General features: G+C 74.7%; 8 protein-coding genes and 2 pseudogenes. 4 read left to right on the top strand and 6 right to left on the bottom strand.

From position 1 onward, the window contains the following. Positions 1-27: 27 nt before the first annotated feature. A complete protein-coding gene (locus ACIGO8_RS33570) occupies positions 28-3,822 on the bottom strand; it encodes a S8 family peptidase (protein WP_399738692.1) in 3,795 nt (1,264 codons plus the stop codon). 235 nt (positions 3,823-4,057) lie between these two features. Between ACIGO8_RS33570 and ACIGO8_RS33565 the strand changes: the two genes are divergently transcribed. From ACIGO8_RS33565 to ACIGO8_RS33555, 3 genes are all read left to right on the top strand, one after another. Continuing rightward, positions 4,058-5,041, top strand: coding sequence for a helix-turn-helix domain-containing protein (locus tag ACIGO8_RS33565; RefSeq protein WP_399738689.1), 984 nt, complete (start codon positions 4,058-4,060; stop codon positions 5,039-5,041). 111 nt (positions 5,042-5,152) lie between these two features. Continuing rightward, positions 5,153-5,590: a hypothetical protein gene (locus tag ACIGO8_RS33560; RefSeq protein WP_399738687.1), complete on the top strand. Its 438-nt coding sequence runs from the start codon at positions 5,153-5,155 to the stop codon at positions 5,588-5,590. A 65-nt stretch (positions 5,591-5,655) separates the two neighbouring features. Next, a complete protein-coding gene (locus ACIGO8_RS33555) occupies positions 5,656-6,138 on the top strand; it encodes a DUF456 domain-containing protein (RefSeq protein ID WP_399738684.1) in 483 nt (160 codons plus the stop codon). Between the two features lie 53 nt (positions 6,139-6,191). Here ACIGO8_RS33555 and ACIGO8_RS33550 read toward each other — a convergent pair whose 3' ends face one another. The 4 genes from ACIGO8_RS33550 to ACIGO8_RS33535 form a co-directional block, all read right to left on the bottom strand. Then, entirely contained in the window at positions 6,192-7,466 is a 1,275-nt protein-coding gene (locus ACIGO8_RS33550) for a serine hydrolase domain-containing protein (RefSeq protein WP_399738681.1), read from the bottom strand. Positions 7,467-7,590: 124 nt separating this feature from the next. Beyond that, positions 7,591-8,943 carry an AlkA N-terminal domain-containing protein gene (locus tag ACIGO8_RS33545; RefSeq protein WP_399738678.1) on the bottom strand — a complete coding sequence of 451 codons (1,353 nt, stop codon included), beginning with the start codon at positions 8,941-8,943 and terminating at the stop codon, positions 7,591-7,593. A gap of 563 nt (positions 8,944-9,506) precedes the next feature. Continuing rightward, on the bottom strand, positions 9,507-10,637 hold the full coding sequence (gene rsgA, locus ACIGO8_RS33540) for a ribosome small subunit-dependent GTPase A (RefSeq protein ID WP_399738675.1): 1,131 nt from the start codon (positions 10,635-10,637) through the stop codon (positions 9,507-9,509). Between the two features lie 237 nt (positions 10,638-10,874). Continuing rightward, positions 10,875-11,690: an SDR family NAD(P)-dependent oxidoreductase gene (locus tag ACIGO8_RS33535; protein WP_399738672.1), complete on the bottom strand. Its 816-nt coding sequence runs from the start codon at positions 11,688-11,690 to the stop codon at positions 10,875-10,877. Positions 11,691-11,870: 180 nt separating this feature from the next. Between ACIGO8_RS33535 and ACIGO8_RS33530 the strand changes: the two are divergent. Then, positions 11,871-12,275: pseudogene (locus ACIGO8_RS33530) on the top strand (VOC family protein); the annotation flags it as partial. Positions 12,276-12,451: 176 nt separating this feature from the next. Here ACIGO8_RS33530 and ACIGO8_RS33525 read toward each other — a convergent pair. After that, positions 12,452-13,138, bottom strand: a pseudogene (locus ACIGO8_RS33525) (helix-turn-helix domain-containing protein); the annotation flags it as partial. Between the last annotated feature and the right edge of the window lie 105 nt (positions 13,139-13,243).

Here is a 13,243-nt window from a genome sequence, read left to right as displayed (position 1 = left end):
GGAAGGACGCCCGGCGGACCGGCGTGATCAGCGCACGTCGTAAGCGCGGATCACGGTCTGGGTGACGGAGTTGCCGTGAGCGTCCGTCAGTTCGGTCTTCAGGGTGACCTGCTTGCCGCCGGCGCCCGCGTGGTTCACGGTCGCGGTCCAGGCGTCGCCCTGGTGGGAGACCGGGGCCTCGGTCCAGGTCTCGCCGCCGTCGTAGGAGTACGAGAGCGTGGCCGAGGTGAGGGCAGCCGCCTTGTAGCCGGCGTGGCCCGTCACGCCGAGGCCGATGCGCTGACCGTCGGCCGCGGCGAGGGTCTTGAGGCCGTCCTCCGGAAGGTCGTACCGGGGGAAGAGAATCGGGATGCCTTGAGAATAGACCGTCTCGTCGAGCTTGGAGGTGAATTTCCAGGCGGAGTTGACGGCGGTGGAGCGGGCCCACACCTTGCTGCCGATCTTCATGCTGTGCTGTTCGAGGGTGTACATGCCGGGCTCGGCCGGCACCTCGAACACGCCGAACGGCCAGCCGGTCTCGCCGAGTACCTCGCCGTCCCTGCTCAGCCGCAGGCTGCCGATGTCGCCGAAGGAGCCGGGCTCGGCGTGGTGGGTGCCGTCGCCCCACAGGGCGTCGGCGAAGCCGATGAGATTGCCCTGGCGTTCGGCGACGAGGACCGGCGCGCCGGTGGCGTCGTGCGGGGCGGTCGGGGCGATGACGCCGTCGTACCAGTTCTCGGTGCGGCGCTCCCCGGCGCGGTAGGCGTGCCGTTCGCCGATCATCAGCTCGCCGAACGGGAAGCTGCTGCCGACCAGCTGCTGCCAGCTCGTGTCGCCGGGCGTGTAGTACTCGGTGCGGGTGCCGGGCGCCGGGACGGTCTCGAGCGAGCCGAAGGACACGGCGGCGCCGTCGGGGCGGTAGGCGGCCGGGAACTCCATGAAGTCCGTGGCGATGCCGGCGGAGCCGTAGCGGGACGCGGTGCGGCCGAGCCGGCCGTCCTGGACCCGGTAGGTCTCGTCGTGGCGGATCTGGCCGGCCTCCGGGAAGGCCAGGTTGTAGAGGTAGGGGCTCTTGGCGGTGGCCTTCCAGGCGAGGGTGACCTCGCCCGCGGTCAGCCTGCCGAGGAGCGCGGTGGCCTCGTCGGCGGGCACGGACAGGACCGGCAGGCCGAGGCCGGTGAAGCCGCCGGCCGGGTACCAGCGGCCGGCGGCCTGGTGGTACGTGACGGCGGCGACGGCGCCGGCGGCCTTGGCGTCGCGGGCGAGGCCGGCCGCGTTGGTGCTGCCGTCGGGCAGGCGGACCAGTGCGACGCGGCCCTTGACCTGGGCGGCGGCGAGCTCGGCGGGCGTGCCGGTGCCCGCGTCGACGAGCCGGGCGGAGCCGGTGCCGTCGAGGTTGTCGGAGCCGAGGGAGCCGGTGAGCGGGTGCAGGCGCAGGCCGTCGCCGGTGCGCAGCTCGCCGATCTGCGGGGCCGCGGCGCGCCAGTAGCTGCCGAACTCGAAGGTGCCGTCGTGCGCGCGGCCCTCGACGGAGGCGTAGTAGCCGCGGACGGAGCGCGGTCCGGCGGCGGTGCCGGCGTGCAGCCAGGTGCCGTCCCAGGCGCGGGAGAAGGCGAGGGTGGCGCCGCGGATCTCGGAGGGCTGGTCCGTCCGCACGGCCAGCCGGTGGGCCTGGCGGGCGTCGAGGACGACCGTGGTGTCCTTTCTCAGCTCCAGCTGCGGGCGGGCCAGATAGCTGATGGAGTCGACGAGCGTGGCGCCCTCGCCGGCGTCGCCGGTGGCGACGAAGGAGGAGAGGAAGTAGCTGCCGGTGCGCAGGCGGTAGACCTGGTCGGCGGAGCCCTCGTTGAAGCGGCGCTCGCCGGTGGCGGTGTCGGTGCCGATGACGTCGAGCGAGGAGGCGCCGTCCGCGGGCCTGCCCTGACGGTCGATCAGCTTGACGCGCAGGGTGACGGTCTCGGGCTCGACGTACAGCGCGAACGGCGTGGAGACGTGCACGCGGCCCTTGCCTGCGGCAGTGCCGGTGGCGACCACGCGGCCGGTGACGTCGCCGTACTGGGCGCGGTCGAGGTGGGCGGCCGGGTCGAGCCGGAGCGGGACCTCGACGGTGGCGCCGGCCGGGACGGTGACGGTGCGCGCGCCGAGGCGGGCGACGGAGGACCGGACGGCGGAGCCGTCGTTGCCGGTGAGCTTCTCGACGGCGAGGGACAGGGTCACGGGCCGGTCGCCGGTGTTGGTGTAGGGGACGGCGACGGTGGTGCGGTCGGCGCCGGTCTGCGGCCAGGTGAAGGTGCCGCCCTGGACGGCGGGTGCGCCGAGGACGGTCTGCTCGGTGGCGGCCTTCACGTCGAGCCGGCCACCGCCGACCTCGCGGGCGTCGCCGGGGACCGCGCTGTCGGCGGAGGAGACGAGCGCGGCCTTGATCTGCTGGGCGGTCCAGTCGGGGTGGCGCTGCTTGACGACGGCGGCGGCGCCCGCGACGTGCGGGGTGGCCATCGAGGTGCCGGACATCGACTGGTAGGCGTAGACGCCGCGGCCGCCGGCCGCCGCGGCGGAGATGGCGACGCCGGGAGCGGCGATCTCCGGCTTGAGCGTGTGGGCCACGTCGGCGGCGGGGCCGCGGCTGGAGAAGGAGGCGGTGGAGTCGTCGCGGTCGACGGCGCCGACGGTGAGGACGCCGGGCACGCAGCCGGGTGCGGAGACGGTGTTGTTCCCGGGGCCCGCGTTGCCGGCGGCGATGACGAACAACGTGCGCCTGTTCCGGGCGAGTTGCGCGGTGGCGACGCTCATCGGGTCGGTGCAGTCGGTCTCGGACGGGTTGCCGAGGCTCATGGAGACCACGTCGGCGCCCTGGGCGACGGCCCACTCCATGCCGGCGATGATCCAGGACGTGGCGCCGGAGCCGGAGTCGCCCAGGACCTTGCCGTTGAGGAGGCTGGCGCCGGGCGCGACGCCCTTCTTCCTGCCGCCGCTCGCGGCGCCGGTGCCGCCGACGGTCGAGAGGGTGTGGGTGCCGTGGCCCTGGCGGTCGTCGGCGCTGTCGGAGTCGGTGAAGTTCTCCGCGGCGACGATGCGGCCCTTGAGGTCGGGGTGGTCGGCGTCGGCGCCGGTGTCGAGGACGGCGACCTTGGTGCCGGTGCCGTCGTAGCCGGCGGCCCAGGCCTCCGGCGCGTGCACCTGGGCGGTCGAGCGCTCCAGGGTGGCCTGCACCTTGCGGTCGAGCCACAGCTTGCGCAGCCCGCCGCCCGCGGCGGACCGGGCGGCGGCCGGGCCGGTGACGTCGGCCCAGAAGGTGGCGGCCTGCTTCTTGTCGGCCTTGAGGGCGACCGCGTCGACGGTCTTGAGGACCTGGCCGCGGGTGGCGCCGCGCGGGGCGGGCGGCACGGCGCGGGCGGTGGCGAGGTCGGCGCCGTAGACCGCGATGAGCGGCAGGGTGGCCGTGCCGGCGTCGTCGTAGCCCTGCCGGATCAGGCCGGTGACGTTGAAGAGCTCCTCGTCGACCCGTCCGGCGGCCAGCGCGGCGGTGGCGCCCTCGGGATAGACGTAGAGGTCCTGCCCTGACCTGCGGGTCTGCACGAAGGGCACGGTGCCGTCCTCGCGCGGCAGCGCCGTGGCGGCCGGGCTCCCCGCCGCGTCGCGGGTCACCACGACCCGGTCGCCGGTCACGAGGGTGACCGTGGCGGGCCGCTGTGCGGCGCGGGCGGCGGCCGCGCTGCCGACCAGCGGTCTGGTGCCGGTCGCCGGGTCGTCCTGCGGCGCTGCGGCCGCGGACGCCGTGACCGCGGTGACGGCCAGGACGGCGGCGGTCGCCGCTCCGAGGGCCGTACGCGAAATCGGGCGCATCGCTCTCCCCATCTGATTCCGGGCATGACGGCACAAGGGGCCCATGTCCGGAGGCGGTTGGTGCTGCGGTGGCGCCACATTGGCAGAGGTGAGGCCGGTGCAGGCAGGATGGGCAAGGCGGGAATGCGCCGTGGCCGATTCCCGCCAGTGCACCGACGGAACGAATGCGTCCGCCGGCCGTCCGGGAAATGTCCCGGGTCGTCCGCGGACGTCCGCGCGAGGGGTGGGAGCAGCGATGCTGGCAGCGATAGGTCTCGACGAACGGCAGGAGTCCGCCTACCGCGCCTTGGTCGCGCTGGGCGCGGCCGAGGTCTCCGACCTGGCCCACCGGCTCGCGCTGCCGGAGGGCGACACCGAACGGGCGCTGCGCCGCCTGGAGTCGCAGGGCCTGGCCGCCCAGTCCTCGGCCCGTACCGGGCGCTGGGTCGCGGCCCCGCCCGGCGTGGCGCTCGGCGCGCTGCTCACCCAGCAGCGGCACGAGCTGGAGCAGGCGGAGCTGGCGGCGGCGCTGCTCGCGCAGGAGTACCGGGCCGAGGCGACCGAGCCGGTCGTGCACGACCTGGTGGAGGTGGTGACGGGCGCGAGCGCGGTCACCCACCGCTTCCTGCAGCTCCAGCTGGGCGCCACGGACGAGGTGTGCGCGCTGGTGACGGGCAAGCCGATCGCCGTGTCCGGCATGGAGAACGACGCGGAGGCGCTGGCCGCCGAGCGGGGCGTGCGCTACCGGGTGGTCGTGGAGCGCGAGGTGCTGTCGCTGCCGAACGGTCTGATCGAGCTGTCGGCGGCGCTCGGCCGGCACGAGCGGATCCGGGTGGTGGACCGGGTGCCCACCAAGCTGGTGGTGGCGGACCGTTCGCTGGCGATGGTGCCGCTCACCGGCCGCGGCGCCGAGCCGGCCGCGCTGGTGGTGCACGCGAGCGGCCTGCTGGAGTCGCTCATGGGCCTGTTCGAGTCGGTGTGGCGGGAGGCCCTGCCGCTGCGCCTGGGCGCGGGCGCCCAGGTGACCGAGGACGAGATCGCGGGCCCGGACCCGACGGACCTGGAGGTCCTCAGTCTGCTGCTGGCGGGGATGACGGACGCGAGCGTGGCCAAGCAGCTGGACCTGGGGCTGCGGACGGTGCAGCGCCGGGTGAAGGGCCTGATGGAGCTGGCGGGCGTGACGACCCGGCTGCAGCTGGGCTGGCACGCGTACGAGAAGGGGTGGGTGGCGCGTCGGTGAGCCGGGCCCGTATGGCAAGGTGAGCGCCCGGTTTCCGGTACGGGCCCGTCATGCGGCCCGCCCCGGGAGTCCGCCGTACGAGTCGACCCACGCCCTCGAGGAGCACCGCCCATGAACGGAAGGCGCCGCCGCGCCCTGCTGGACACCGTCGCCCCGATGCTGGAGCCCGGGGAGCGGGTGGAGGTGACCTCGCTGGTCAACCTGAGCTCGGTCTCGGTGCGGCGGACCGCCGCGTTCGGCGTGGCGTCGGCCATCGTGAGCGGCGGGGCGCTGGCGGTGGTGCCGGTGCCCACGCCGATGTACCTGGCGATGACCGACCGCCGGATCTTCATCTTCCGCGCGGACCCGATGTTCGCGAAGCCGGTGGAGCACGCGATGACCCTCCAGCGCGAGGGCCTGTTCCGCTCGGAGATCAAGGAGCGGTTCGTCAACTCCTCGTTCGTGCTCTCGTCGCCGTACAGCGAGACCTCACTGAAGATCATCTTCCCGCTGGTCGACCGCAAGGCGCGCGATCTCGTCGCCGCCGCGCTCCCGGTGGCCTCCGGCTGACCGTCCGGTCCCCCGCCCGTCGGCCTTGACCTGCGAGGACGTCCGGTCTCCTGCACCCTGGGCAGATGGGTGTGTGGCAGCTGTTGCTGGTCGCGATGGTGATGCTGCTCGGCCTGTTCGGGGTGCTGACGCCCGGCGTGCCGGGGACGTGGCTGGTGTGGGCGGCGATGCTCTGGTGGTCGCTGCACGAGCAGACCGCCCTCGCCTGGATCCTCCTCGTCGCGTCCACCGGACTGCTGCTGCTCACCCAGGTGGTCGTATGGCAGCTGCCGCCGCGCCGCTTCCGGGGCGTCGGCATCACCCGCCGGATGGTCGCGTACGCGGGAGCGGGCGCCCTCCTGGGCTTCTTCCTGGTCCCGGTGCTCGGCGCGATCCCCGGCTTCGTCGGCGGGATCTACCTCTCCGAACGCCTGCGCCTCGGCGGCCACGGCCAGGCCCGCGCCGCCACCCGCGCGGTGATGCGGGCGGCCGGCACGAGCGTGCTCGTGGAGCTGTTCGCGTGCCTGCTGATCGCGGGAGCGTGGGCGGGAGCGGTGATCTGGGGCTGAGGACCGGGGAGACGTGGCGCGATCTGCGGAGCACCTGATCGACGGGACACCCGTTAGCGCGGCGGGACCTTGCCGTCGTAGACGTGGTCCGGGGTGACGATCCGGGTGATCGCGCGGGCGAGCGGGGTCGAGGGCTCCTGTCCCTGGACGGCGATGTCGGTGTTGATCATGATGACGAGGGTGGCCCCGCGTTCCGGCAGGTAGACGGTGACCGTCTCGTAGCCCGGGATGGAGCCGTTGTGCCCGATCCATCCGTTGGCGTCGAAGATGCCGAGGCCGTAGCTGGTGCCGGGGAAGCCGGTCGGCAGGGTCTTCAGGCGCTCGGCCTGGGTCTCGGGGCTGAGCAGCTCGCCGGTGGCGAGGATCTTGGCCCAGCGGCGCAGGTCGTGCAGGTCGGAGATCATCGCCCCGGCCGCCCACGCCCAGCTCGGGTTCCAGTCCGTGGCGTCGGCGACCGCGCCGGTCGGCGTCTGGTCCGTGTAGCCGCGCGGGTGCGGCTCGGGGAACTCCGTTCCCTCCGGGAGCAGCGTGTGGCGCAGCCGGGCCGGGCGCAGCACCCGCTGTTCGAGGAAGTCGGCCAGCCGCTGCCCGCTGACCTTCTCCACGACCAGGCCGAGCAGCAACAGGTTGGAGTTGGAGTACTGGAACCGCGCGCCCGGCTCGAAGGTGTTCGCGTGCCGGTAGCCGTACGAGAGCGCCTCCCACGGGTTGAAGGGGCGCTCCGGCTCGCTCAGCAGGTCGTGGATGAAGCCCGGGTCGGCGGTGTACGGGAAGAGGCCGCTGCGCATCTCGGCGAGGTGCCGCAGGGTGATCCGGTCGCCCTTCGGGACCCCGCGGACGTAGGCGTCGATCGGGTCGTCGAGGCCGATCCTGCCCTCGTCGACGAGTTCGAGCAGCGCGGTGACCGTGAAGGTCTTGGTCTCGCTGCCGATCCGGACGAAGGAGTCGAGGGCCATCGGCGCGCCGGTCGCCTTGTCGGCCACGCCCGAGGCCCGGACGTAGCAGCTCCGGCCCGGCATCCACAGGCCGACGACGGCGCCCGGGATGCCGGCCTGCGCGCGGACGTCCGCGATCGCCTTGTCGAGCCGGGCCGTCAGCTCCGGTCCGAAGCCGCCGCGCGGGCAGTCGTCCTGGTCGTGGCCGTGACCGTGGCCGTGACCGTGGCCGTGACCGTGGCCGTCGCCCGGGCCGTGCCCGTCGCCGGCGCCGCCCTTGAGGGATCCGGGCGCCGCGTGGACGGGCGTGGCCGTGGTCGCCGTCGTCGGGGCCAGCACGGCCGCCGTGAGGAGCGTGGCGGCGAGCAACCGGCGGGAGGGAGTACGTCGCACCTCGGGGCACCTTTTCCGGGTCGGTGAGCGGACGGCGCCAGATCACGATCCGCAGCCGCTCCCGGGCCCTCCTTCGGGTCCGCGCTCGCCGGAGTCCACTCGTTCGGCGCTGCGCCCGCCGGGGTCAGCGGGCGTCTCGTAGGTAGTGGGCGGCGTAGGAGCGCCAGGGGCGCCAGTCCGGGTGGTCCGGCAGGCCGGCGGGAGCGACGTCCGGGTCGCCGAGGGCGCGGGTGCGGACGGCGGCGACGGCCTCGGGGCTCACGCCGGGGACGGCGGCCAGGGCGGCCGCGGAGGCGTCCCGGTCGGCGCCCGGGTCGAGGCGGAGGCTGCCGTCGGCGAGGGCGGCGGCGAGCGGGCCCGCGACCGGGTGGCCGGTCAGGGCGGCGGGCTCGGGAAAGACATGGGTGAGCGTGCCGCAGGGCGTCTGGAGGGGCGTGCCGTACGCCTCGACGAGCTGGGCCGCCTCGTCCGGCCCGACGACCGTCCGTACCGCGAACTCCTCCGGTTCGGCCGTGCCCGGGGAGCGGACGCCGGGGCGGGCCGCGACCGCGGCGGCGAGGGCCGGGTCCGCGCCGAGACGCTCGGCGACGGCGTACGGGTCGGCGTCCAGGTCGAGCAGCCGACGCAGCCGCTGTACGGCGGTGGTGAGGTCGCGCAGCTCGGTGAGGTGGATGCGGGCCTCCAGCCAGCGGCCCGGCGAGCGCTCGTCGACGGAGACGATGCCGGTGCCGTACGGCAGCCGCAGGGTGCGGCGGTAGGTGCGGGTGCCGGGCGCGCCGACGACCTCCTCGACGCCGGGCAGCGCCTCGGCGGCGAGCAGGTCGAAGACCTCTCCCGCCGCGTACGGGCCGCGGTGCGCGAGCCGCAGCGGCACTCCGGCCGCGAGCGCGGTGCGCGAGGCGGTGCCGGTGCCGGTCTCGGCGCGCAGCTCGCTGGGCGTGCGGGCGTAGACGGCGCGGATGGTGTCGTTGAATTGCCTGACGCTGGCGAAACCGGCGGCGAAGACGACGTCGGTGACGGGCAGCTCGGTGGTCTGCAGCAGCAGCCGCGCGGTGTGCGCGCGCTGGGCACGGGCCAGGGCGACCGGTCCGGCGCCCAGCTCGGCCGTGAGCTGGCGCTGCACCTGCCGGGCGCTGTAGCCGAGCCGCACGGCGAGTCCGGTGACGCCCTCGCGGTCCACGACGCCGTCGCCGATCATCCGCACGGCGCGGCCGACGACGTCCGCCCGCACGTTCCACTCCGCCGAGCCGGGCACCGCGTCCGGCCGGCAGCGGCGGCAGGCCCGGAAGCCGTGGCCCTGGGCGGCGGCGGCGGTCGGGAAGAAGCTGACGTTGCGCCGCTTGGGCGTGACGGCGGGGCAGCTGGGCCGGCAGTAGATCCCGGTGGTGGACACGGCGAAGAAGAACACGCCGTCGAACCGGGCGTCTCTGCTGGTAACCGCCTCGTAGCGGGTGTCGTCGAGGGTCTCCGTCGTCATGCCCTCCAGTGTGCGGGGGCGGAGACGTCCTGGCTGGCGGTTTTCGGACACGAAGCCCGCGCGGTCGGGCCCCACCCGGGCCCGCGCCCGCGCCCCACCGCACGGCTCCCACGCCGTCGTGGGCCTCCGCCCGCCCGGACCTGCGCCCCGCCGCACGGCTCCCGCCCGATCGTGGGCGTCCGCTCGCCGGTGCGGTGCCCCTCGCCGCCACCTCGTTGTGGGCATTCGTTCCGCCGGGGCGGAACGGGTGGGCACAACGGACGGCGCCCCTTGCCGGGCCTAGGCTCCCGGGCCCTGACCCGCACCACAGGTGCGCCGTGCTCCGGGTTCGGGTTCAGGCGCAGGTGCGGAACGCGCCCGCAAGGGCGCCGTCCCGTGTGCCCACCCGTCCCGCCCCAGCGGGACGAATGCCCACACGGGGTGGGGTGGATCGGGCGCGCCGCGTCAGCGGGCGCGGCCCGCACCGGCGCAGCCCGCACCGGTGCGGGCCGCGTGGGAGCGGGTGGCCGGCCCGGGTAGGGGGCGGGGGCGGCGGCGCCGGGCGCGGCGGGGGCAAGGCGCGGCTAGTGGAGGTGGCCGCGCTTGGCCTGGAGGGCCGCGCGGCCGGCCGCGCCCTTGCGCTTCCAGTCCTTCAAGATCTCCGCCCGCAGCCGCGCGTCCGTCTTCGCGACCAGCCGCTGGTTCTCCCGCAACAGCTTGCGGTAGCTCTCCAGCCGGCGCTCCGGCAGGGCGCCCTCGCTGATGGCCTCGGTCACCGCGCAGCCGGGTTCCGACTCGTGGGCGCAGTCGTGGAAGCGGCAGCGGGCCGCGAGGTCCTCGATCTCGGCGAAGACCTGGCCGACGCCGGCCTCGGCGTCCCACAGGCCGACGCCCCGCAGTCCCGGCGTGTCGATGAGCACGCCGCCGCCGGGCAGCGCCAGCAGGTTGCGGGTGGTCGTGGTGTGCCGGCCCTTGCCGTCCATGTCACGGGTCGCCTGGACGTCCATGGCGTCCGTGCCGAGGAGGGTGTTGGCGAGGGTCGACTTGCCGGCGCCGGAGACGCCGAGCAGCACGCTCGTGCCGCCCGCCGCGATCGCCCGGAGCACGTCGAGCCCTTCGCCGGTGTGGGAGCTGACGGGCAGCACCTGCACGCCCGGCGCGACCGTCTCGACGTCCTCGACGAGGTAGGACAGGCCGACGACGTCGGGCACGAGGTCCGCCTTGCTGAGCACGACGAGCGGCTGCGCGCCGGACTCCCAGGCGAGCGCGAGGAAGCGCTCGATGCGCCCGAGGTCCAGTTCGACGGCCAGCGACACGGTGATGATGGCGTGGTCGACGTTGGCCGCGAGGATCTGGCCCTCGGACCGCTTGGACGAGGTGGATCGGGCGAACGCGGTACGGCGCGGCAGATACGCCCGTGCGTACCGCGGGTCGCCGACGCCCTCGGGATCGACGGCCGCCCAGTCGCCGGTGCAGATCACCCGCAGCGGGTCGTGCGGGGTGACGAACGTGGTGTCGGCCCGCACGATGCCCTCGGGCGTGAGCACGTCGCACTGGCCGCGGTCGACCCGGACGACGCGGCCGGGCAGCAGGCCCTGTGCGGCGTACGGGGCGAACTCGGCGGCCCAGGCGTCGTCCCAGCCGTAGGCGATCAGGGACGCGAACGACGAGGAAGAGGAAGAGGAGAAGGAAGAAGAGGAGGAGCGGAGAGACAAGGGGAACCCTTCACAGGGTGGCCCCGGCGCTGCGGACCGCAGCTACTGGTGGAAGACGTCAGCCGGTGGCCACTGAGGTGGAATGGACGAGCATCTGGATGCGGGTGGCAACACCCGTCGTGACGACAGCCATCGGTCACACCTCCTGGTCGCAGCGGTCTTCGGTCCGCGATCTTCGCGGTGGGCCCACCATAATCCGCGTCCGGTCCACGGCGCCACGCATTTATCGAGGGGCGGTCACCGCGCGATGAGACGGTGTGTCAGGTCCATCAACCGGGCGCGGGCGTCGGTGTCGTACGCCTGCTCGTGGGCGCGCGTGTCCGTGAAGCGGTCGAAGTAGCGGCCGGTGGTGCCGGCGAGTTCGGGATCGAGCAGCAGGCGCACCGTCGGCCGGACGCCCTCCTCGGTGCCGACCTCGGGCGTGAGGCGGTACGCGCGGACGCCGGGTGTGTCCATCAGGTGCGCGGGATGCAGGGTGTTGACGGTCACTCCGGTGTCGCGCAGCTCCTCCGCGAGCTCGAAGGTCGCCATGATCAGGGCCAGTTTGCTGCGGCAGTAGGCGCGCAGGCCCTCGTAGTCCCGTTCCAGCATGACGTCGTCGAAGTCGATGGTCTCCTGGCCGATCGAGGCGACGTTGACGACGCGGGCGGGTGCGGAGGCGGTGAGCAGCGGGAGGAGGCCGCGGGTGAGGGCGTAGGGCGCCAGGTGGTTGACGGCGAAGCGGAGTTCGTGGCCCTGCCGGCTCAGCTCGCGGACGAGCGGCCGGGCGCCGCCGCCCGCGACGGCGTTGTTGATCAGGCCGTCGAGGTGCGGCTCGGCCGCGCGGATCCGGGCAGCGAGGCCGTGCACCTGGTCGAGGTCGGACAGGTCGGCGAGGTAGGTGCGGACGGTGGTGCCGGGCGCCGCGGCCCGTACCTCGGCGGCCACGGCGTCGAGCCGGCCGGCGTCACGGCCGTGCAGGAGGAGGGTGCCGCCGTGCGGGGCGAGGTCGAGGGCGAGGGCGTGTCCCATGCCGGAGGTGGCGCCGGTGATCAGTGTGGTGCGCTGGGTCATGCGGGTCACCCTGACAGGGGCCGCGGAGGCGAGGGAGTGTGTGCCGGACCTGGTGTTGTCACCACCACCCGCGCCGGGCGCACCCGCGGACCTGGACCTGGCGACGTCGCCCTCGCGCCGCCGCCGAGCGTGTCCGATCCGTACAAGACGGCCCGCGTCCGGCCCGCCTAGCGTGCGGGCATGAACACGAACCGACCCGTTCCTCGTCTCGACGTCATCGGCCTGGTCACGGCGGACATGGCCGCCTCGCTCGGCTTCTACCGGCTGCTCGGGCTCGACGTCCCGCCCGGCGCCGATAGCGCTCCGCACGTGGAGGTGACACTGCCCGGCGGGCTGCGGGTGCTGTGGGACACCGAGGACGTCGTGCGGTCCTACGATCCCGGGTGGACCCGGCCGGCCGGTGGCGGCGAACGGGTGGGACTCGCCTTCCGGTGCGCGGAGCCGGGTGAGGTCGACGCGGTGTACGAGACGCTGACCGCCGCCGGGCACCGCGGGCATCTGAAGCCGTGGGACGCGGTGTGGGGCCAGCGTTACGCGGTGGTGCTCGACCCCGACGGGACGGCGGTGTCGCTGTACGCGGACGCCGGCACGCCCGACGACGCCGCCAGGAACTCCGGCGAGACCGAGGAGCCCGCCGTCGCCGACGGCCCCGAGGCCGGTGAGACCGAGGACTCCGGTGAGGCCCGCAACACCCAGGCCGGCGAGGCCGAGGACTCCGGCGCCGCCGGCGACGGCGGCGGCGCCGAGGCCGTGGAGGCCCTGTAGGCCGTCAGGGTCATCCCCGTCAGGGCCCGCATCTCGCGGGCCAGATGAGCCTGGTCCGTGCAGCCCGCGCGGTACGCCGCCTCCGCGTACGGGGCGCCGGCGGCCACCAGGGCCAGGGCCCGCCGCAGGCGCAGGATGCGGGCCAGGGTCTTCGGTCCGTACCCGAACGCGGCGAGTGAACGCCGGTGCAGCTGCCGGGCGCCGAGTCCGACCGCGTCCGCCGCGGCCCCGACCGGGGCACCGGCCCTGAGCCGGGCGACGACGGCCCGCAGCAGCGGGTCGGGCGCGGGTGCCTCGGACGCGCGGCGCAGCACCAGTTCCTCGAGGGCGGCGGCGCGGTCGGCGGCGCCGGTGACCGCGTCGGCGAGCCGGCGGGCGGGCGCGGCGCCCCACAGGTCGGCGAGGCCGACCCGCCGGTCCCGCAGCGCGCCGGCGTCGACGCCGAGCACGGCGGGCGCCTCGCCGGGCGCGAAGCGCACCCCGGCGTAGTGGGCGGCGGGGCTCGTCGGGACGTAGGCCGTGGTGTCGGGTCCCGCGACGAGCAGCGTGCCGTCGGCCCAGATCAGGTCCATGCAGCCGTCGGGCAGGACCGGCCGTGTGCCCGGGTCCGCCGAGCCGGCAGGACCGGGCGTACGGGTCCACACGACGGCTCCGCCGAGCAGGGAGGCGCGTTCCTCGTACACCACCTCACCAGCCTAGGTGTATTGACCCGCAGGGTTGTTGACGCGGCTGATGGGCGGGTGTCCGTCGAGTGCGGTGTGGCAGCGGTGGTGGTTGTAGGTGTGGAG

This window comes from Streptomyces sp. NPDC053493 (assembly GCF_044544825.1).
In the GTDB taxonomy this organism is placed as follows: Bacteria; Actinomycetota; Actinomycetes; order Streptomycetales; family Streptomycetaceae; genus Streptomyces.
Note: the sequence above shows the minus strand (reverse complement) of the source record. Positions and strands in the feature narration are given on the sequence as shown.

Coding starts and splice junctions, on each gene's coding strand:
- ACIGO8_RS33570 (WP_399738692.1), bottom strand. CDS start 3,822: ATGCGCCCGATTTCGCGTACGGCCCTCGGAGCGGCGACCGCCGCCGTC.
- ACIGO8_RS33565 (WP_399738689.1), top strand. CDS start 4,058: ATGCTGGCAGCGATAGGTCTCGACGAACGGCAGGAGTCCGCCTACCGC.
- ACIGO8_RS33555 (WP_399738684.1), top strand. CDS start 5,656: ATGGGTGTGTGGCAGCTGTTGCTGGTCGCGATGGTGATGCTGCTCGGC.
- ACIGO8_RS33560 (WP_399738687.1), top strand. CDS start 5,153: ATGAACGGAAGGCGCCGCCGCGCCCTGCTGGACACCGTCGCCCCGATG.
- ACIGO8_RS33545 (WP_399738678.1), bottom strand. CDS start 8,943: ATGACGACGGAGACCCTCGACGACACCCGCTACGAGGCGGTTACCAGC.
- ACIGO8_RS33535 (WP_399738672.1), bottom strand. CDS start 11,690: ATGACCCAGCGCACCACACTGATCACCGGCGCCACCTCCGGCATGGGA.